Genomic DNA, 19735 nt, shown 5'->3' with positions numbered 1-19735 from the left:
GAGCACAGGAGTGGTGGTGGGTGAGTGTCGGCTGATGGACGAATCCCCTGTCTCGCGGGGCCAGCAGCGAGCTTGCTGGATCATCACCGCACCAAGGACAACGAAACGGAAACCAAGCCGCGGCATCCACCAACGTCCCTCATCCTGAGGCGTGGAAGCCGAAGGCTGGAGCCTCGAAGGACGCGCCGCAACGCTGCTCCTTGCCTATATCGGGCGCAGAATGCCCGCCTCGTCCTTCGAGGCCCCTGCGGGGCACCTCAGAATGAGGCTCTCTTGACTGCCGGCATTTGCCTGCGAGAGCCCCTTGCGTTGCCTCAAACGATCATCAACGCCCGGACGAAGGCGACCGAGGCGAGCAGCGAGGCCGCCGTCCGCACATGGTTCCACCATGTCCAGTCCCTGAGATAAGTCGCCCAGAGCCCGGCCACCTCCGGCCCGCCGCCGCTAACCTTCGCCAGCGCATCGTTCATCGGCACGTTGAAGATGATGGTCGAGAGGAACGAGGCGAAGACATAGAGGGCAGCACCCGCCAGCATCAGCCCGGATGCGCCGCCGCGCCAGTTCATCAGCGCCAGCACTGCGATGACGATGCAGAGGATTGCCGTCGGGACGAACAGCGCCATGAAGGGCGAGCGGACGATCGTCACGTTGATCGAGTTCATCGCCGCAATGCCTTGCTCGGCTGGAATGCGCGAGAAGGCGGTCATGATGAAGGTCGAGAAGGCGAAGAAGATGCCGGCAACGAGGCCGCTGCCGATTGCCGCGGCGACGAGGGAAAGGATGAGGACGATCTGCATGTCGAAGCTCCTTCCGAAGGTTTACAAATAAGAGAAACTCTCTCATTTGCAAAATGAGATAAACTCTCTTATTTTCTTTGTCAACCGTGAGGAGAGACGATGTCGCAACAGCCGGTCGCAACACGCAGGCGCCAGCAGCCTACCGGCCAGCCGCGTCGGATCCCCAGCCAGCAGCGCGGCCGCGAACGCTTCGAAAAGATCCTCGCCGTCGCCTCGGAGCTGATCGAAAGCCGCGGCAGCGACGGCTTGAAGATGAGCGAGATCGTCGAAAAGGCCGGCCTGTCCTTCGGCGCGCTCTACCAATATTTCCCCGATAAGAGCGCGATCATCCGGACATTGGCCGAGCGTTTCAACGAAGAGGGCAGGCGGTGCGTTGAGGCGGAGCTGGCGAAGGTCGCTGATCCAGCGGCGCTCGCCGGCGCGCTCGCCACTATCGCTGACGAATATTATGCCTTTTTCCGCCGCGAGCCTGTCATGCGCGACATCTGGCACGCGACCCATACCGACAAGCTGCTGCAGCAGATCGATGCCGAGGATATGGAATTCCATGCCCGGGCATTGCTCACCGTGCTCGTCCGCCTGTGGCCGGAGCGTGATCGAGCCGAGCTTCTGGCGATCGCCCGGCTGACGATGCAGCTGCTTGCCGCCGCCGTGCGTTATGCCGTTTCGCTGGATGCGGAAGCGGGCGATGCGGCGATTGCCCTGTTCAAGAAGATGCAGGGACCCGATATCGGCCGTCTCTTGCTGTAAGGCTCGCCTTGTGTCTGGAAACGATGGGCTCTTGCTGCTATTGCCGGAGACGCAAAGCTGAAGGAGAGCCGCATGATCCAGACGACATTTCCCGACCGCGCCGTCATGGCCGAACTGGTGGCCAAGATGCTCTGGGAGATCAAGGCGGTGCATTTCAATGCCGCCCAGCCTTACAAACTTGCCTCCGGCATGGCGAGCCCCGTCTATATCGATTGCCGCAAGCTGCTTTCCTTCCCGCGCATCCGCTCGACGGTGATGGATTTCGCCGCCAGCACCCTGCTGCGCGATGCCGGTTTCGAGCAGTTCGACTGCATCGCCGGTGGCGAGACGGCCGGCATCCCCTTCGCCGCCCTGCTCGCCGACCGCCTCGGCCTGCCGATGATCTATGTCCGCAAACAGCCGAAGGGCCATGGCCGCAATGCCCAGATCGAAGGCAATATGCCGGAAGGCTCGCGCGTGCTGGTCATCGAGGACCTGACGACGGCCGGAACCAGCATGTTCAAATTCATCGATGCGGTGCGCGCCGCCGGCGGCATCGTCGATCACGGCATCGCGCTGTTTTTCTACGACATTTTCGGCCAGCAGCGCTTTACCGACGGCAAGGTCAGGCTGCATCACATCGCCACCTGGCGCAATATGCTGGCGGTTGCCAAAGCGCAGAAACTGTTCGACGAAAAGACGCTTGAGGAGGTCGAGGCCTTCCTCGATGCGCCGCTCGCCTGGTCGGGACGGAATGGCGGCGTCAGTGAGCTTTCGCTCTAGCCAGTTGACAAAAGCTCGCTTAATCGGTTGATGAACCTATCGATGCTGTTGGGAGGAATATGATGATTTTGTGCTGCGGCGAAGCCCTGATCGACATGCTGCCGAGGGACACGACCCTTGGTGAAAAGGGCTTTGCTCCCTATGCCGGCGGTGCGATTTTCAACACCGCCATCGCGCTCGGCCGCCTCGGCATCCCCACCGCCTTCTTCACCGGCATTGCCGACGACATGATGGGCGAAATCCTGCTTGCGACGCTGAAGGCCGCCAATGTCGATTACAGCCCCTGCGCCATCACGCAGCGCCCCTCAACGATCGCCTTCGTCAAGCTCGTCAACGGGCAGGCGACCTATGCCTTCTACGACGAGGGCACGGCCGGCCGAATGATCACTGAGGCCGACCTCCCGGTCTTGGGCGATGATTGCGAAGCGCTGCATTTCGGCGCCATCAGCCTGATCCCCAGCCCCTGCGGCGAGACTTATGAAGCGCTGCTCGATCGCGAGGCCGGCAAACGCGTCATCTCGCTCGACCCCAACATCCGCCCGGGCTTCATCAAGGACAAGCTGGCGCATATGGCCCGCATCAAGCGCATGGCGGCCAAATCCGACATCATCAAATTCTCCGACGAGGATCTCGACTGGGTCGGTCTCACCGGCGACCACGATACGCTCGCCGCCCATTGGCTCGCCCACGGCGCAAAACTCGTCGTCATCACCAAGGGCGCCGAGGGCGCTTCCGGCTATACCAGGGAGCGCAAGGTGACGGTGCCCAGCGAACGCGTCGCCGTCGTCGACACGGTCGGCGCCGGCGATACTTTTGATGCCGGCGTACTGGCCTCGTTGAAGATGGATGGCCTGCTGACCAAAGCGCAGGTCGCCTCGCTCGACGAAAAGGCGCTGCGCAATGCTTTGGCGCTGGGCGCCAAGGCCGCCGCCGTCACCGTCTCCCGCGCCGGCGCCAATCCGCCCTGGGCGCATGAGATCGGGCTTTAGGAAGGCTGCACCTCGGAGACGGTCTTGTGATTCCCCAGACACGGCGCCTTTTACAATTTTTCGCGCCGTATTGCGGCGACACGGAAACCATCCAACGATTGTTGAAAATGGTTGACGACAGAGGGTCGTGGTCGCGGGCTCACAATCTCTTCCAGCACATACGCCACAAGACTTTGCGGGCGGAGAAAACGTCCGACCATACTGCAACGGCTCAGTATCTCTTCGAAGAAGTATGTGCGAAGTCTCTTTACAACCTGTCGAGAGGCCCCGCCCCATTTGATGTGGACGCACCATTTTGGATAGTTCCAAACGCCCTGTCTCTCGCAAAGCAACTAAATCTTGATCCGCTCGAGGTCGTGGATATTGTGGCCAAGGCTTAACCAGCCCAGCCCCTTATTGCTATGACCGACGGACGCCGATCGATCAGGAGACTGTCCGGGAGCCATGCTCCGATTGGAGCTCCGGAGCAGCCATCAGGTCCCGCAGGAAATCTTTGCACCACAACGAGACGTCGTGCGAGAGCAGATGCTCCATCATCATGCTCCAGCGGTCGCGGCGTTCCTCCAGCGACATGGCAAGGCCCCTGGCGACGGCATTGGCCGTGCCTTCGACGTCGTAGGGGTTGACCAGCAGCGCGCCCTTCAACTCGCGTGCGGCGCCGGCAAAGCGTGACAGCACCAAGACACCCGGGCGATCCGGATCCTGGGCGGCGACATACTCTTTGGCGACGAGGTTCATGCCGTCGCGCAACGGCGTGACCAGCCCGATCGTCGCCAGCCGGAAAAGGCCGGCGAGCACGTTGCGGCTGATCGATCGGTTGACATAGCGGATCGGCACCCAGTCGACCGTGCCGATGGCGCCGTTGGCGCGGCCGGCCTGTTCGGCGACCAACTTCTGCATCTGCTCGTATTCGGGCACTTCGGATCGCGATTTCGGTGTGACCTGCAGAAAGGTCACCTTGTTCTGGTAGGCCGGATTGCCGGTGATGAAGCGCTCGAAGGCTTCCAGCCGCTCGATGATGCCCTTCGAATAATCGAGCCGGTCGACGCCGATGATCATGTCGCGGCCCTCAATGCTGCGCCGGGTCTTCTGGACCATCACGTTCTGTGCCGCCCTTTCGGCGAATTCGGCAAAGGCGGCGGTCTCGATGCCGATCGGATAGGCGCCGGCCTTGAAGATCCGCCCGTGGGAATCGAACAATCCGTTGCCCAGGTCGTCGCCAATGCCCTCCCGTCTGAGATAGCCGGCGAAGTTCTGCAGATCGTAGTCCGTCTGGAAGCCGACGAGATCGTAATGCGACAGCCCCCGCATGATTTCCTCGTGCACCGGCATGGTGACGAGAATGTCGGCCGGCGGCCAGGGAATGTGCAGAAAGAAGCCGATGCGGTTCTTCAGTCCCATCTGGCGCAGTTCGGCGGCCAGCGGGATGAGGTGGTAGTCGTGAACCCAGATAATATCATCAGGCTCGATCAACGGCGCCAGCCGGTGCGCAAAGAAGCGGTTGACCCGGAAATAACCGGCCATTTCCTTGCGGCCATATTCGGCGAGATCCAGGCGGTAGTGGCAAATCGGCCAGAGAACGCGGTTTGCAAAGCCGCGATAATATTCCTCGACGTCGGTGTCTGTGAGGTCGGTCAGGGCATAGGTGATATTGCCCTTCTGCTGTTGCGACAGCGCGCCCGGTTCCCTGTCGCCGCTAGATTCTCCCGACCATCCCATCCAGATGCCGCCGCGCTCCTGCAGGGCTGCCTGCAGCGCGACCGCCAGTCCGCCGGCGGCCGCACCGCCATCTTTGTTCGGCACGGGAACACGGTTGGAAACGACGATAAGACGGCTCATGGGGTTCCTTTTGTGAAGATGGGACATGAAAACGCTGTGTGACGAGCGTCTTGAGGCATCTCCTGAACTTGGGCAGGGACCATACGGTGAAGGCGCCGACATCGACAGAGCCGACCCGCACGCGAGCGGCCCGGTGCAGATGCCAACGGGGACAACGGAGAACTTCCGCACAGAATTTGCTTAAATCTAGGGCGATTCCATCAGATTGAAAGAATTCTTTCTAAAATTTTCTATTAGAAGAACGTTCAATCCGGTTCGTGCCGCAAGGCCTATCGCCAGGAATACACGCAGGCCGGCCGCTTTCAGTTCGACATTTGCGGGCCGCAATGACCATGTTGGAGCCAATCCGCTCTGGTGCATGAGCTTGGTTTGTAAGGCTGGAGCCCGCTTCGCCCCTCATCCGGCTGCCGCCACCTTCTCCCCGTAAACGGGGCGAAGGGACAATGCCGCAACCTCTCCGTTCCCACTCACCTCTCGCATGGCACGTCCCCTCTCCCCGTCGGAACGGGGAGAGGCTTAGGGTGAGGGGCAATTTCAAGCGCTTAATTCGCCAGCTTCGACAGCGCCGCAACCAGGCCCTGCGTCGAGGAATCATGCCCCGCAGCACTCTCCTTGCCTTCGACGACAGGCAGCAGGCCCGTCGCCAGTTCCTTGCCGAGCTCGACGCCCCACTGGTCGAAGGAGTTGATGCGGAAGAGCACGCCTTCGACGAAGACGCGGTGTTCGTAGAGCGCGATGAGGCGGCCGAGTGCGTAAGGGGTGAGCTTGTCGTAAACGAAGGTGATCGACGGCCGGTTGCCCTGGAAGACGCGGTGCGGGGCGATGAAATCGGCCTTCTTGTCGTCCATGCCCTTGTCGGTCAGCTGCTTCTTGGCTTCGGCGAAGCTGCGGCCCTTCATCAGCGCTTCCGACTGGGCAAGAACGTTGGAGATCAGCAGCTGGTGCTGATGGCGCAACTCCGGCTCGAAGGCATTGGCGGCGATCATGAATTCGGCCGGGATGATGCTCGTGCCCTGATGGATCAGCTGGTAGAAGGCGTGCTGGCCGTTGGTGCCGGGCTCGCCCCAGACGACCGGGCCGGAATTGCCTTCGACCGGCGTGCCGTCGATGGTGACGCCCTTGCCGTTCGATTCCATGTCGAGCTGCTGCAGATAGGCCGGGAAACGCGACAGGCGCTGGTCATAGGGCAGGATGGCGCGGGTGGGATAACCGAGCACATTGCGGTGGTAGAAGCCGATCAGGCCGAGCAGCATCGGCAGGTTTTCGGCAATCGGCGCCTGACGGAAATGGTTGTCGACGGCATGGGCGCCGTCTAGGAACTTGCCGAAATTCTCCGGCCCGACGGCGATCATCAGCGGCAGGCCGATCGCCGACCAGATCGAGTAGCGGCCGCCGACCCAGTCCCAGAAGCCGAAGACGCGGGCGCTGTCGATGCCGAAGGCGGCAACCTTGTCGAGCGCCGTCGAGACGGCAGCAAAGTGGTGCTGCACGGCCGCTTCGCCGATCGCCTTGGCGATGAATTTGCGCGCCGTCTGCGCATTGGTCATCGTTTCCACGGTGGTGAAGGTCTTCGAGGCGACGATGAACAGCGTCGTCTCCGGCTGAACCAGCTTGAGGATATCGGCGATATGAGCGCCGTCGATGTTGGAGACGAAATGGGCGCGCGGGCCGTCATGGAAGGGCGCGAGCGCCAGCGTCGCCATGACAGGGCCGAGATCCGAGCCGCCAATGCCGATATTGACGACATCGGTGATCGCCTTGCCGGTGGCGCCCTTCAGCGCGCCGGAGCGGACACCGTCGGCGAACTTGCCCATGGCAGCCAGCACCGCGTTGACGTCGGGCATCACGTCCTTGCCGTCGACCAGAACCGGCGTGTTGGAGCGGTTGCGCAGCGCGGTGTGCAGCACGGCGCGATCCTCGGTGAAATTGATCGCCTTGCCGGAGAACATTTCCTCGCGCTTCTTCTCGACGCCGCCGTCTTGCGCGAGCTTGACCAGCAGCTTGAGGATATCGTCATTCACCGCCGTCTTGGAAAAATCCATCAGCAGGTCGTCGAGCGCGACGGAGAAGCGCGAAAAACGCTCGGAATCGGCGGCGAAGGCCGCCCGGATATCGGTCGCCTTGGTGGCGGCGGCAGTGCTTTTCAGCTGTTCGACGATGGCGTTCATGGGAGGCTCCTTTGGAGGCGGAAAGGGTTGCGGAAACTATTCGCTTTCTCAGGCCCAAATCAAGTTCAGCCGCCGCTCCAATATGAAAAAAGCCACCCGCGGCAAGCGGATGGCTCAGTTTGTTGACAAAGTCTCCTCCGTCATGCTCGGCCTTGTGCCGAGCGTCTGACCACGATCATTAAACATTTATTTTCAGAGGCTTAATGAGGCCGGCGTAGATCCTCGGCACAAGGCCGAGGATGACGTCGCGGGTTTTGCAGTGGTTTGTCCGCAGCCTGAGCCATCTGCAGGAAGCGGATGGCTGTTAATTTCATTACAGCGCCATGCGTCTGAAAGACGCGCAAAGACGCTGTAACACTTTGATTTCGTCAAATTCAGCCGCGCAGATCCTTGCGCAGGATCTTACCGACCGGGGATTTCGGCAGCTCGGTGCGGAATTCGATGAAGCGCGGGCGCTTGTAATTGGTGAGATTGGCGATGCAATGGGCCTTCACTTCGGCCTCCGTCAGGTTGGGATCCTTCCTGACGACGAAGAGTTTGACCGCCTCGCCCGAATGCCCGTCCGGGACGCCGATCGCCGCCGCTTCGAGAATGCCGGTATGCATGGCGGCGACCTCTTCGATCTCGTTCGGATAGACGTTGAAGCCGGAAACCAGGATCATGTCCTTCTTGCGGTCGACGATCTTGGTATAACCGCGTGCATCCATGAAACCCATATCTCCAGAGCGGAAATAGCCGTCGTCGGTCATCACTCGCGCCGTCTCCTCCGGCTTCTGCCAATAGCCGGCCATCACCTGCGGCCCGCGGATGCAGATCTCGCCGACATCGCCGAGCGGCAGCGATTTTCCGTCCTCGTCGCGGATATCGAGATCGGTGGAGGGCATCGGCAGGCCGATCGAGCCGGTGAATTCGGGCGAATCGAACCGGTTGGCGGTGGCGACGGGCGCTGTCTCGGAAAGGCCGTAGCCCTCCGTTATCGCCGTGCCCGTCATCTTCAGCCAGCGTTCGGCGACCGGGCGCTGCACGGCCATGCCGCCGCCGAGCGACATGATCAGCGGGGAAAAGTCGAGCTTGGCAAAATCGGCATTGTTCATCAGCGCATTGAACAGCGTGTTGAGCCCGGGGAAGATGTGCACATCGGACTTGCCGAATTCCTTGACGAGGCCGGGAATGTCGCGCGGATTGGCGATCAGGATGTTGCGGGCGCCGAGCGACATGCCCATCAGCGAATTCACCGTCAGCGCGAAGATGTGGTAGAGCGGCAGGGCGCAGAGGAAATTCAGCACCTCGGGCTGTTTCTTGCGCTCGAAGGCCGAGCGCAGCCAGAGCGACAGCTGCAGCTTGTTGGCAAGCAGATTGGCATGCGTCAGCACCGCGCCCTTGGCAACGCCGGTCGTGCCGCCGGTATATTGCAGGAAGGCGATATCGCTGCCGGCAAGCGTGACCGGCTGCAGCGTTTTTTTCGCCCCTTCGCGCAGCACCTGGCCGAAGCTTTTGTGCTGCGGGATCGACCAGGAGGGGACGAGTTTCTTCACCTTGCGCACGGCGAAATTGACGATCAGCCCCTTCAGCCCCAGCATTTCACCGAGCGAGGTGACGACGACATGGCGAAGGTCGGTCTTGTTCAGCACCTGCTCCACCGTGCGGGCGAAGTTCTCCAGCACGAAGATCGCCTTGGCGCCGGAATCGCGCAGCTGGTGTTCGAGTTCGCGCGGCGTATAGAGCGGGTTGACGTTGACGACGACGAAGCCGGCCCTGAGGATCGCATAGACCGCGACCGGGTTCTGCAGGACGTTCGGCATCATCACCGCGACGCGGTCGCCTTTCTCCAGGCCGGTGCTCTGCAGCCATGCTGCGACCTTGCGCGTCTGGCTCTCCAGTTCGCGATAGCTCATCGCCTTGCCCATGCTGGCAAAGGCGGTCCGGTCGGCGTAACGGGCGCAGGATTTTTCGAGCAGTTCCGCCAGCGAGGCATGTTCCAGCGGCGGAAGCTCGGCCGGGACCATCTCCGGATAGGCGGCAAGCCAGGGTTTTTCAGGCTTGGCCCCGTTCGGATGGACGGAAATGCTGTTCATCGTGTCTCTCTCCCTTGCGGCCGCCGCGCCGACGATCGGTCGGCAGATCGACCGAAAGATCCTCCATCTTCAGTCCGGCAGCTTATGCCATTGCTCGAACGGTTCAAGCCGAATTGAAGCTATACTAACCTTGACGTAAACGTCAACATTCGCTGATGGCGCGTTGATGCCGGGGAGGGGGAACTTTGAGTCCGCCATGACGTTGATCTTCCATACCCAATCCGAAAAAACCAAAAGGAGATGCACAATGCTGAATCAGGATACCGACGCCACCAGCCGCGACCCGAATGCCAAGGGCACACATTCGCTGATCGCCAGCGACCGCGTCGAAGGCACCCGGGTTTATGGCGCCGATGGCAGGCATATCGGCTCGATCGAACGCCTGATCATCGGCAAGCTCGACGGCCGCGTCGCCTATGCCGTGCTGAGCTTCGGCGGCTTCCTGGGCATCGGTCACGACCACTATCCGCTGCCGTGGGAAAAGCTGAACTACGACACCCAGCTCGACGGCTATCGCATCGACCTGACCAAGGAACAGATCGAAGGCGCCCCGAGCTATGCGGACGATGACGACAGCTGGTACAACGATAATGGCCGCCGAGTTTATGACTATTACGGCGTGCCGCCCTACTGGATGTAACCTCGTCCGCTAGGCTGAGCTGGAAGGCCCCGTGCGGTGCGGGGCCTTTTTGGTGTGCTGTTGCGGTGGCCAAAGACGTGCTTTACAAATCGCGCGAGGAACCGGGAGGTTGCCACGATTCCCCTTCTCCCCAGCGGGGAGAAGATGCCGGCAGGCAGATGAGGGGGCCACACGGCACCTCCTCACATAAAACCTATTCCGGCACGCCAATGCCAACGCCGTTTTCCCATATGGTGACTACGATCAACACGATGCAGCCGCTGGCTCTTATCTTCGATAGGCCGGCGTCGCCGGCCCCCTCATCCGCCCTACGGGCACCTTCTCCCCGAGGGGAGAAGAGGGAATCGAGATGTTGTGGCAGCCCTCTTTAGCGCCCCGCCACAAGATCATTGGCCGACCGCAACACGGTGCCGATGGTGATGTCCTCCGCGACGATCGTCTTGCTCGTCGTCACCGCAAACACATGGCTCTCGCCCGGCAGCAGCGTCACCAGCATCGTATCGACCACCGCATCCGGATCCAGCCGATCCGCCATCAGGCAGAGATCCTTGAGGAAATTCTCAGCCGTCACCGCAACCGCAAACCCGCCGTCGATCGCGGTGACATCGACCGCCAGCCGCGGCGCCGGCAGGGCGAGGTCGATATCCTCGACGAAATAATGCAATGCCCGCCGGTCGAGCAACTCGACGACAACAACCTCGTCCCTCGGTAAGCCGGGGCTGACAATATCCTCGGGCAGCGGAAATTCCTTGGCTTCGAAGCGGTCGCAGAGCAGGCGCCAAAATTCGAATTCGGCCAGCACCGTGCCGTCGAGCCTCAGCCGCCTGCCGGCAATCTTTGCCCGCCAGAACAGCGTTCTCTCGTTGACCGCCACCGCCGCAAGCCCGCCGCCGCGCGGCTGGATGGTCAGCAGGCGGGGATCATAGGCGGCCTTCAGCGCATACCAGAGCGGCTTGCGGCGACCGGCCGAATCAAGCGCCGCCCAGGAGGTCACCGGCCAGCAATCGTTGAACTGCCAGACCACCGCACCCTTGCAGATCTCCCGGTGCGCGCGCATGTGCTCGACGGCGAAGCGGATGGCGCGGGCCTGGTTGAGCTGGGTGGCGAAGTGCCAATCGTCCATCGTCTTCGGCTCCGGCAGATGGCCGGCGAGACCGCGGATCAGCTTGTCATTACCCTGCGTGGCCTTCTGATGATGGAAGACGCCGTTCGATTGCGGCGTCAGCGGCGTGTCATGCACGCTTTCTTCGATCGTCGCCCAGGCGGCCGGCGCCTGCCAGCCGAATTCGGAGCAGAAGCGCGGGATATAGTCGCGGTAGACCTCGTAGCCGACATCGTTCCACACGTCCCAGATATGTTTGCAGCCATGCGCGTCGGCATTGGGCTCGATCTCCATCGAGCCGGAATAAGGGCTGCCGGGATAATAGGGCCGGTCGGGATCGAGCTCGGCGCAGAGCTTCGGCAGCAGGTCGAGATAATAACCGAGCCCCCAGCTCTCGCCGGCCTTGATGATCGGCCGCCAGCCCCATTCGTCGAAGCCCCAGATATTCTCGTTGTTGCCGTTCCAGAGGATCAGCGAGGCATGCGGCATCAGCCGCACGACGTTGTCGCGCACCTCTGCCTCGACCTCGCTCCTCAGCGGCTTCTCCTCGGGATAGGCGGCGCAGGCAAAGAGGAAATCCTGCCAGACCAGCATGCCCATGCGATCGCAGGCGTGGTAGAATTCGTCGCGCTCGAAGATACCGCCGCCCCAGACGCGCAGCATGTGGATATTGGCGGTCTTCGCCTCCTCGATCCGCGCGGCGTAGCGCTCGGCCGTCACCCGCGAGGGGAAACAATCGTCGGGAATCCAGTTCGCGCCGGCGATGAACAGCGGCACGTCGTTGATGACGAAGGTGAAGGCCGAGCCATGCGCGTCGGCTGCGGTGTCGAGCCTCAGCGAACGGAAACCGAGTTCCCGCTGATAGCTGTCGAGCGGATCGCCGCCGGCATCGTCGATCAGTTCGAGCGTCAGGGGATAGAGCGGCTGGGCGCCGAGATGATGCGGCCACCAGAGTTTTGGCGAGGGCAGGCGAAGCTCGAAGGCGGCTGTGTCTTCTCCGGCGCCGATCGCAACCGTCGTCGTCACGCCGCCGATCGTCGCGACCAGCCGGCACGGCTTCACCTCGCCATGACGCGCCACCTTCGCATGGATCTTCACCAGCCCGTCGCCGCCGGCAAGCGTTGCCGAGACCCGTGTTTCGGCAAGCCGCGCCCGATCCCAGCTTTCCAGCCTGACCGGTTTCCACAGGCCTGCCGTCACCAGCGTCGGACCCCAGTCCCAGCCGAAATTGCAGGCCATCTTGCGCATCAGATTGCCCGGTCCCGGATAATTGTTCGGCCGGTAGCCGTAATGTTTTTCCATCTCCGCACCATAGGCATAGGCGGAGCGAAAGCTGACGGTGAGTTCGTTGGCGCCTGTTTTCAGAAGCCCGGAAACATCGAAACGATAGGTGCGATGCATGTTGAAGCTGCGGCCGATCTCTTCGCCGTTCAACGCGATCACCGCGACCGTATCGAGCCCGTCGAAGACGAGTTCCTGCACTCTGTCATCATCGGGCGCGGCCTCGAACGTGCAGCGATAGGTCCAGTCGGTCTTGCCGATCCAGTCGTTGGTGATCTCGTTGACGTCGATATAGGGATCGGGGATCAGCCGGCTGGCGAGAAGGTCGAGGTGCACGCATCCCGGCACCGTCGCGGCGATCGCATCCGGCAGGCCGGGCCTTCCTGTATCGTTGCAGTGAAGCGTCCAGCCGGAATTGAGCTCGGTTTTTTCGATCATGAACAGTCCTTAGAGAAACCGGCCGTGGCGCTGCAGCACTTCGATCTTGTAGCCGTCGGGATCGGTGACGAAGAAGAACAGGCCGAACAGCTTGCCGTCGCGGTTGAGTTCCACCAGCTGACCCGGCTTCAGCCCCAGCTTCGACAGCCGTTCACGCTCGACGGTCACCTCCTCGACGGAGACGGCGAGATGGCCGTAGGCATTGCCGAGATCGTAGGGTTCGCTCCGGCCCTTGTTGACCGTCAGTTCCAGTTCGAAGCCGGTCTCGGCATTGCTCAGATAAATCAGCGTGAAGGTTTCGAAATCGACGCGGTCGGCCACCGAAAGGCCGAAGGCTTTGCTGTAGAAGTCGACCGAGCGCGCCTCGTCGAGAACGCGGATCATCGAGTGGATCATCTTCGCCATGGCATCCTCCCGTGGAATCGATCACCGCAGCCTTGGTAGCGGTCCTGTCAGGCCGCGCGCAAGCCGATTCTTCGCGTGATCGCCGCTTCGACAAGGCCCATGGCGTCATAGATCAGCACCGCCATCAGGCCGACGATCAGCCCGCCCTGCAGGATGAAGGCGGTGTTGTCGGAGATCAGCCCGGCGATGATCACCTCGCCGAGGCCCTTTGCCGCCACCGTCGAGCCGATCGTCGCCGTGCCGATATTGATGACGGTGGCGACCTTCAGCCCTTCGAGGATCAGCGGCAGGGCGAGCGGCAGCTCGACGCGCAACAGCCGCTGCGTGGCACTCATGCCCATGCCGTCGGCGGCATCGAGCACCTGCGGCGACACCTGCTTGAGGCCGGCGACGGTATTTTCGAAGATCGGCAGCAGGCCGTAGAGAAAGAGCGCGATCAGCGTCGGCATGGCGCCGAAGCCGGTGGCGGGAACGGCGAGCGCCAGCACCGCGACCGGCGGAAAGGTCTGCCCGGCATTGGCAATCGCCCGCGACAGCGGCAGGAAATCCGCGCCGCTTTCGCGGGTTATGAAGATGCCGCCGAGCACGGCGAGCACGGCGCTGCAGACGATCGATCCGATCACCAATTGCAGATGGCCGGCGGCGAGCGAGGCAAGGCTGTTCTGCGTATAGACGGCCGGCGCATTGTTGCTGGTCAGCGGCGTCAGCAGGAAGGAAAGCCACTCGGTCCTGAACAGCAGGATCAAGAGCAGGGCGAGCGCCGCCAGGCGGAAGAGATTGGCGACGAGGAGTTTCATGCCTTGCGGCCCAGTTCGAGCAGCCGTGACACCGAAATCGATCCCACCGGCACCTTTTCGCCGTCCTGCACCGCCGCCTCGTCGACCCCCTGCCAGATCATTTCGGCGAGCGCGTCGCGCAGGCTGAGCGACTGCGGCAGGGCATAGGTAAGGCCGCTCTTGGCCGGTTCCATGCTCTCCTTCAGCGGCAGCAGCGACATCAGCTTCAGCGCCCGGTCGGAGGTGCCGGTCAATTGCTGGACGAAGGGATCGGCGGGTTCGGTGAGGATCTTTTCCGGCGTCGAGCATTGCAGCAGCCGGCCCTCGCTCATCACAGCGATCTGGTTGCCGAGATGGAAGGCCTCGTCCATATCGTGGGTGACGAGAATGACGGTGGTGCCGAACTGTTTCTGGATCGCCAGCAGGTCGTCCTGTGCCTTGCCGCGGATGACGGGATCGAGCGCGCCGAAGGGCTCGTCCATCAGCAGCAGTTCCGGTTCGGCGGCCAGCGCCCGGGCGACCCCGACGCGCTGCTGCTGGCCGCCGGACAGCTGGTGCGGATATTTGTCGGCGAAGGTTGCCGGGTCGAGATTGAACAGCCCGAGCAGTTCCTCGACGCGCCTGGAAATACGTGCGGAATCCCAATCGAGAAGCTGCGGCACGGTGGCGATATTCTGCGCGACGGTGCGGTGCGGGAAAAGGCCGTGCCCCTGGATGGCATAACCGATCTTGCGGCGAAGCTCGGTCACCTCGACGTCCATGACGTTCTGGCCGCCGACGAAGATCTGGCCCTCGGTGATCGGCACCAGCCGGTTGATCATCCGCATCAGCGTCGATTTGCCGGAGCCCGACGTCCCGACGATGACGGTGATCTCACCCTTTTCAACCTGCATCGAGACATTGTCGACGACGGTGGCGGCGCCATAGCGCTTGGTGACGTTGCTGATCTCGATCATGCTCATGCGGCGGATCCCCGAATGCTGTCGATGACCGCATCGAGGATGACGGCCGATGAGAAGGCGAAGAAGACGGTCGGCACGGCGCCGAGCAGGACGAGATCCATGGCCGTCTGGCCGAGGCCCTGGAAGATGAAGATGCCGAAGCCGCCGCCGCCGATCAGCGCCGCGATCGTCACCATGCCGATCGCCTGCACCAGCACGATGCGGATGCCGGTGAGGATGACGGGAAAGGCAAGCGGCATGTCGATGCCGGTGAGGATCTGCCGGCGCGTCAGCCCCATGCCGGCCGCCGCATCGCGCACCGAAGGATCGACGCCCTGCAGGCCGACGACGGTATTGGCGACGATCGGCAGCAGCGAATAGAGCACAAGTGCGATCAAGGCAGGCGCCGTGCCGATGCCGCGAATGCCGATCGCTGATGCCAGCGGCACATGGGTGGCGAGATAACCGAGCGGCAGCATCAAGAGGCCGAAGAGCGCAAGGCTCGGGATGGTCTGGATGAGGCTCAAGCCCTGCAGCACGATCGCCCGCAGCTTCGGCACCCAGAAGCAGAGGATGCCGAGCGGCAGGCCGAGGATGATGGCAATGGCAAGCGAGCCGAAGGCGAGCAACAGATGCGAGAGTGCCTCGGTCTCGAACTGCGGCGCCCGCGTCGAAAATTCCTTCATGATCGACAGGCTGTCGAGCAGGCCTGAAGAAAGCGAGATGAAGAGCAGCGCCGTATAGGCCGCAAGCGCTGCGACCCGCATCCACGGCGCCAGCCTTATCTTTACTAGCGCATCGGAGATGACGAGCCCGATTACCGCAAACAGCACCCAGAAACCACCACCGGGCGTCATCCGCGCTACGGTGCTGCCGGACGGCGTCGCCGCGCTCGAGGAGAGGCCGATCGCAACGACCAGCGCCGCAAGGCAGAGGGTGGCGATGACGAGCCGCGCCAATGCATTGCGAAGAAACAGCGCGGCAAGGGCGGTGAGTATGAGAAGCGCGGTCAGGATGACGACGGAGGCTTGGGGAAGAAGCTGCGTCAGCAGCATCGGCTTGCCGGCGGCAATGCGGTTCGCTTTGACGTAGATGAAGGGCATCAGTGCCGTCGCCGCAATGCCGCCCGCCACCAGAACCACGCCGAGCCGGTCCAGCCTGCGGACCGCTGAGGTTTCTTCCATCAATCGAACCCTGTCTGACCAGTCCCGTCCGGCCAACCTTATCAGCAAAGGTAAAGCTCCGCCCGCAACCGGGCGGAGCGAGCGATGATTACTTCAGGAAGCCTTTTTCCTTGAGATAGGCTTCTGCGACGGACTTTGCCGGCTCGCCATCGACCTGGATCTTGGCGTTGAGCTTACGCAACTCGTCGGCGGTCAGGCTCTTGAAGATCGGCGAAAGCACTTCCTCGATCTTCGGATTGGCTTTCAGCACCTCTTCGCGGATGATCGGCGTCGGTGCATAGACCTGCTGCACGTTCTTGTCGTCTTCGAGAACCGTCAGTTCGGCCGCTTCGATCGCGCCATCGGTGCCGTAGACCATGGCGGTGTTGACGCCGTTCGTCTGGTCGGCGGCCGCCTTGATCGTCGCTGCCGTGTCGCCGCCGGAGAGCACCACCATCTGGTCGGGCTTCAGCTGGAAACCGTAGGTGGTCTGGAAGGCGGGAAGCGCGCCGGCCGAATTGACGAATTCGGAAGACGCCGCCAGCTTGGCGGTGCCGCCGCCGGCAATCCATTTGCCGAAGTCTGTGAGGCTCTTCAGCTTGTTCGGCTCGGCGACGTCGTTGCGCACGGCGAGTGCCCAGGTGTTATTGGCCGGCGACGGCGTCAGCCAGACGATCTTGTTGGCGTCGTAATCGAGCTTCTTTGCCAGCTCATAACCCTGGTCGATGTTCTTCCAGGCAGCGTCGTCGGCCTTGTTGAAGAAGAAGCCGGCATTGCCGGTATACTCAGGATAGATGTCGATTTCGCCAGCGGTGATCGCCTTGCGCACAACAGGTGTGGCGCCGAGCGCGATGCGGTCCTGTGTCTTGATGCCGTTGGCTTCGAGCGCGAGCGCAATGACATTGCCGAGCAGCGTGCCCTCCGTGTCGATCTTCGACGAGACGACGACATCCGCGGCATGGGCCGCACCCGCCGCGAAGGCGGAGAGCGAGACGGCGAGTACGAGTTTCTTCAGCATGGAAAGTCCCCTTCGTTAACACCGTTGAATATGGCGCAAACCTCGGCGGGAGGCCTGCGCACGCAGAAAATCCGCCGGCACCGGGACCACATAGGCCGCCATGCCGGAATTGCGTGCGTCATGGAAATAGCGTGCACGCTCGAAAAATCGATGCAAGCCCCCTCCAGAATTTGCCGTCGCGGCACGATTATGGCGGCGAATGCGCCTCAGCGCGCGAAAACGCATTCCCTTTTCCAGGGCCGGCGCGATTTGTTTTTGTCCCCTTGCGTGTTTCCACGATGGTCCGGTGCTCTTGCGCGGATTGCCGCCGCCCGGATTTCTTATGGTGCAAACGATAGTCCGGCTCTGCTGATGCAGGGATATCTTTTTTCGTGAACACACCATATCGTCCGGTTTTTCCAGCGCTTTCCGGAGGGAGAGATTTGCATCTCGGTGCCCTGTTCATAAGCCATCATGTCCTCACCTCCGGTTCGGTCCGTAAGACGGCGCGGCGTTTCCAACTGTCGCCTTCCACCGTCTCGACGGCGATCCGCCATCTCGAAACCGAACTGGCGATCAAGCTGACGGAACGCGCATCCGGCGAACTGGTGACGCTGCTTGCCAGCGGCCGAGTACTGGATGGCCTGGCGCCGATCACCGCCGCGATCGGTGAGCTCGGTCAATTCACCGGTCATGATGCCGCGGCCGCCGACGCCGCCTGGGCATCGCGCATTTCCGTCAAGATCGTCACCATCGAGCGGTTTCTCGAAGTCGCCGATCAGGGCAGCATCAATCGTGCCGCGCGCCGCCTTCGCCTGGGTCAGCCGCAGCTTTCGCTTCAGCTTGCCAATCTGGAGAAATTTCTGGGTCACCGGCTGTTTGAGCGGCAGGCGCAGGGCTCGGTGCTGACGGAGGAGGGCAGGCGTGCCTACCAGATCTTCACGACGATCGGCCAGGCGTGGAACGATCTGAAATCCTCGGCCGACGAGCGTTATCGGCGCGCGGCCAGGTCGCTGCGCATCGGCTCGATCATCCCCACCGGCTCGGAAAGCTGGGTGGCGCGCTGCCTGGGTTCGCTGGTTTCCGAATGGAATGCACGGCGCAGCAACAATGCGATCTCGCTCGTTTCGATGACCGCCGACGATCTGCGCGAGGCGCTGAAGAGCGGCCGCATCGATGTCGCCATCCTGGATTCGGTCTTCGGTCTGGAGAGCTTTCGCCATCGCGAACTGCTGCAGACCGATATGGTGGTGATCGCACCGCCCGATAGTACCGGAACCGCGGTCGCCGATCTCGTCGCCGGCCACGCTATCTGCATGCCGAGCCCGCGCACCGGCCTCGGCCACGCGGCCATGGCCTTCAGCGATGAACGTGCGCCCAACCGGCGCTTGCGCAGCCGGGATATCACCGCGGCGGATTCGCTGCCCGTCATCGTCGACCTCGTCGCCAATCACGGCTACGTCTCCTTTCTCGGCCGCGTCAGCGCCATGCCGATCGCCGATAAGGTGCGCATTGTCGATCTCGACGAATATCTGCCGATGTCATATCACGTCGCCTACAACCATCGTAAAGCCGCCGCCGATGCCTCTGCCGTCATCATCGAGGCGGCGGCGAGACTTACGTCGGAAGCCGTCGCGCAGACTGTGGCGCGCGCGCAAGCCAGGGAGAGTGCCGCGTGACCGTCCTGCTGGAAGTGTGTGTGGATAGCGTCGACGGCCTTGCCGCCGCCATCGAGGGCGGCGCCGACCGCATCGAGCTCTGCTCGGCGCTGGAGCTCGGCGGTCTGACGCCTTTGTCGAGCTTGATGCGGATCGCCGCTAGGGCGCGCATTCCTGTTTATGCGATGATCCGCCCGCATGCCGGACCCTTCATCTTCGGCAGCGCCGACGAGGAAGCGATGCTGCTCGATATCGACGCCGTGCGCGCCGCCGGCCTTGCCGGCGTCGTCATCGGCGCCAACCGGCCGGACGGTACGCTCGACATGCCGCTGATCCACCGCCTGAAGGCGCATGCTGCCGGCTTGGGATCAACGCTGCACCGGGCTTTCGATCTGGTGCCGGATGCCGATCGGGCGCTGGAACAGGCGGTCGAACTCGGCGTTGAGCGCATCCTGACCTCGGGTTGCGCGTTGAAGGCCGCGGATGGCATCGAAACGCTGAAACGCCTCTCGGACAAGGCCGCCGGGCGTATCTCCATCATGCCCGGCAGCGGCATCCGCCCCGCCAATGTCGGCGCAATATTGCAGGCGACCGGCGCCCGCGAGGTGCATGGTTCCTGCAGCTCGCCTGTGGAAAGCGCCGACCCCCGTGCGGTTGCCTTCGGCTTCGAAGCGAAGAGCAGCAATAGGACAGACAGTGCGGTTGTCAGGGAGATGTGCAGGGCGATTGCGTCAATGGAGCTTTAGCGGTCTCGCATTCCGGGCGGAAAGTGTGATGCGCTTTTGAACGCGAATGCAGTGCTTGCCGCATGGGTCCTCGGGTCAAGCCCCATATGCGCTAACTTAGCCTTGACGGTGATGGTTGCAGATGATTCACCGTGGCCATGAGCGATTCGTTACAAGCATTGGATTGGGAGGAGCTAGTCGAACGACTAGGCTCGGCGGAAGAGTTGGA

Annotated in this window: 16 protein-coding genes; 6 read left to right on the top strand and 10 right to left on the bottom strand. The window is 62.3% G+C overall.

The window, feature by feature from the left end; all coding sequences use genetic code 11:
• Positions 1-314 precede the first annotated feature (314 nt).
• On the bottom strand, positions 315-797 hold the full coding sequence (locus tag ATY75_RS27375; RefSeq protein ID WP_088939938.1) for an anthrone oxygenase family protein: 483 nt from the start codon (positions 795-797) through the stop codon (positions 315-317).
• A gap of 99 nt (positions 798-896) precedes the next feature.
• On the opposite strand from ATY75_RS27375, the gene ATY75_RS27370 reads away from it, so the two are divergent.
• From ATY75_RS27370 to ATY75_RS27360, 3 genes are all read left to right on the top strand, one after another.
• Complete coding sequence (locus tag ATY75_RS27370) at positions 897-1547, top strand: TetR/AcrR family transcriptional regulator (RefSeq protein WP_088939937.1); 651 nt, start codon at positions 897-899, stop codon at positions 1545-1547.
• Positions 1548-1619: 72 nt separating this feature from the next.
• A complete protein-coding gene (locus tag ATY75_RS27365; RefSeq protein WP_071084740.1) occupies positions 1620-2309 on the top strand; it encodes an orotate phosphoribosyltransferase in 690 nt (229 codons plus the stop codon).
• A 62-nt stretch (positions 2310-2371) separates the two neighbouring features.
• Positions 2372-3298: a carbohydrate kinase gene (locus ATY75_RS27360; RefSeq protein ID WP_088939936.1), complete on the top strand. Its 927-nt coding sequence runs from the start codon at positions 2372-2374 to the stop codon at positions 3296-3298.
• Between the two features lie 423 nt (positions 3299-3721).
• Here the strand turns inward: ATY75_RS27360 and otsA are convergent, their stop codons facing one another.
• The 3 genes from otsA to ATY75_RS27340 all read right to left on the bottom strand — a co-directional run bounded on the left by otsA (position 3722) and on the right by ATY75_RS27340 (position 9380).
• Positions 3722-5137 carry an alpha,alpha-trehalose-phosphate synthase (UDP-forming) gene (gene otsA / locus ATY75_RS27350; protein WP_088940117.1) on the bottom strand — a complete coding sequence of 472 codons (1416 nt, stop codon included), beginning with the start codon at positions 5135-5137 and terminating at the stop codon, positions 3722-3724.
• Positions 5138-5679: 542 nt separating this feature from the next.
• Positions 5680-7305, bottom strand: coding sequence for a glucose-6-phosphate isomerase (gene pgi, locus ATY75_RS27345; protein WP_088939934.1), 1626 nt, complete (start codon positions 7303-7305; stop codon positions 5680-5682).
• Positions 7306-7679: 374 nt separating this feature from the next.
• The gene (locus tag ATY75_RS27340; RefSeq protein ID WP_088939933.1) at positions 7680-9380 is read right to left on the bottom strand and encodes a long-chain fatty acid--CoA ligase; all 1701 of its coding nucleotides are present in this window, start codon (positions 9378-9380) and stop codon (positions 7680-7682) included.
• 247 nt (positions 9381-9627) lie between these two features.
• On the opposite strand from ATY75_RS27340, the gene ATY75_RS27335 reads away from it, so the two are divergent.
• Positions 9628-10020, top strand: coding sequence for a PRC-barrel domain-containing protein (locus ATY75_RS27335; RefSeq protein ID WP_064836273.1), 393 nt, complete (start codon positions 9628-9630; stop codon positions 10018-10020).
• A gap of 367 nt (positions 10021-10387) precedes the next feature.
• Here ATY75_RS27335 and ATY75_RS27330 read toward each other — a convergent pair whose 3' ends face one another.
• The 6 genes from ATY75_RS27330 to ATY75_RS27305 all read right to left on the bottom strand — a co-directional run bounded on the left by ATY75_RS27330 (position 10388) and on the right by ATY75_RS27305 (position 17144).
• Positions 10388-12841 (bottom strand): glycoside hydrolase family 2 protein, encoded by a 2454-nt coding sequence (locus ATY75_RS27330; RefSeq protein ID WP_088939932.1) that lies wholly within the window; start codon positions 12839-12841, stop codon positions 10388-10390.
• Positions 12842-12850: 9 nt separating this feature from the next.
• Entirely contained in the window at positions 12851-13246 is a 396-nt protein-coding gene (locus ATY75_RS27325) for a VOC family protein (protein ID WP_065092079.1), read from the bottom strand.
• 47 nt (positions 13247-13293) lie between these two features.
• On the bottom strand, positions 13294-14043 hold the full coding sequence (locus ATY75_RS27320) for an ABC transporter permease (RefSeq protein WP_088939931.1): 750 nt from the start codon (positions 14041-14043) through the stop codon (positions 13294-13296).
• A complete protein-coding gene (locus ATY75_RS27315; RefSeq protein ID WP_088939930.1) occupies positions 14040-14984 on the bottom strand; it encodes an ABC transporter ATP-binding protein in 945 nt (314 codons plus the stop codon). Before ATY75_RS27315 ends, ATY75_RS27320 begins: the two co-directional genes overlap by 4 nt.
• Positions 14981-16147, bottom strand: coding sequence for an ABC transporter permease (locus tag ATY75_RS27310; protein ID WP_088939929.1), 1167 nt, complete (start codon positions 16145-16147; stop codon positions 14981-14983). The genes ATY75_RS27315 and ATY75_RS27310 overlap by 4 nt, the downstream gene beginning before the upstream one ends.
• An 88-nt stretch (positions 16148-16235) precedes the next feature.
• Positions 16236-17144 carry an ABC transporter substrate-binding protein gene (locus ATY75_RS27305; protein WP_088939928.1) on the bottom strand — a complete coding sequence of 303 codons (909 nt, stop codon included), beginning with the start codon at positions 17142-17144 and terminating at the stop codon, positions 16236-16238.
• Between the two features lie 422 nt (positions 17145-17566).
• Here ATY75_RS27305 and ATY75_RS27295 point away from each other — a divergent pair, with 422 nt between their 5' ends.
• Positions 17567-18802, top strand: coding sequence for a LysR family transcriptional regulator (locus ATY75_RS27295; protein ID WP_088939926.1), 1236 nt, complete (start codon positions 17567-17569; stop codon positions 18800-18802).
• The gene (locus ATY75_RS27290) at positions 18799-19527 is read left to right on the top strand and encodes a copper homeostasis protein CutC (RefSeq protein ID WP_088939925.1); all 729 of its coding nucleotides are present in this window, start codon (positions 18799-18801) and stop codon (positions 19525-19527) included. The genes ATY75_RS27295 and ATY75_RS27290 overlap by 4 nt, the downstream gene beginning before the upstream one ends.
• The last annotated feature ends 208 nt before the right edge of the window (positions 19528-19735 follow it).

The sequence above is a fragment of the Rhizobium sp. N122 genome, assembly GCF_002211295.1.
Taxonomy (GTDB): domain Bacteria; phylum Pseudomonadota; class Alphaproteobacteria; order Rhizobiales; family Rhizobiaceae; genus Rhizobium.
Note: the sequence above shows the minus strand (reverse complement) of the source record. Positions and strands in the feature narration are given on the sequence as shown.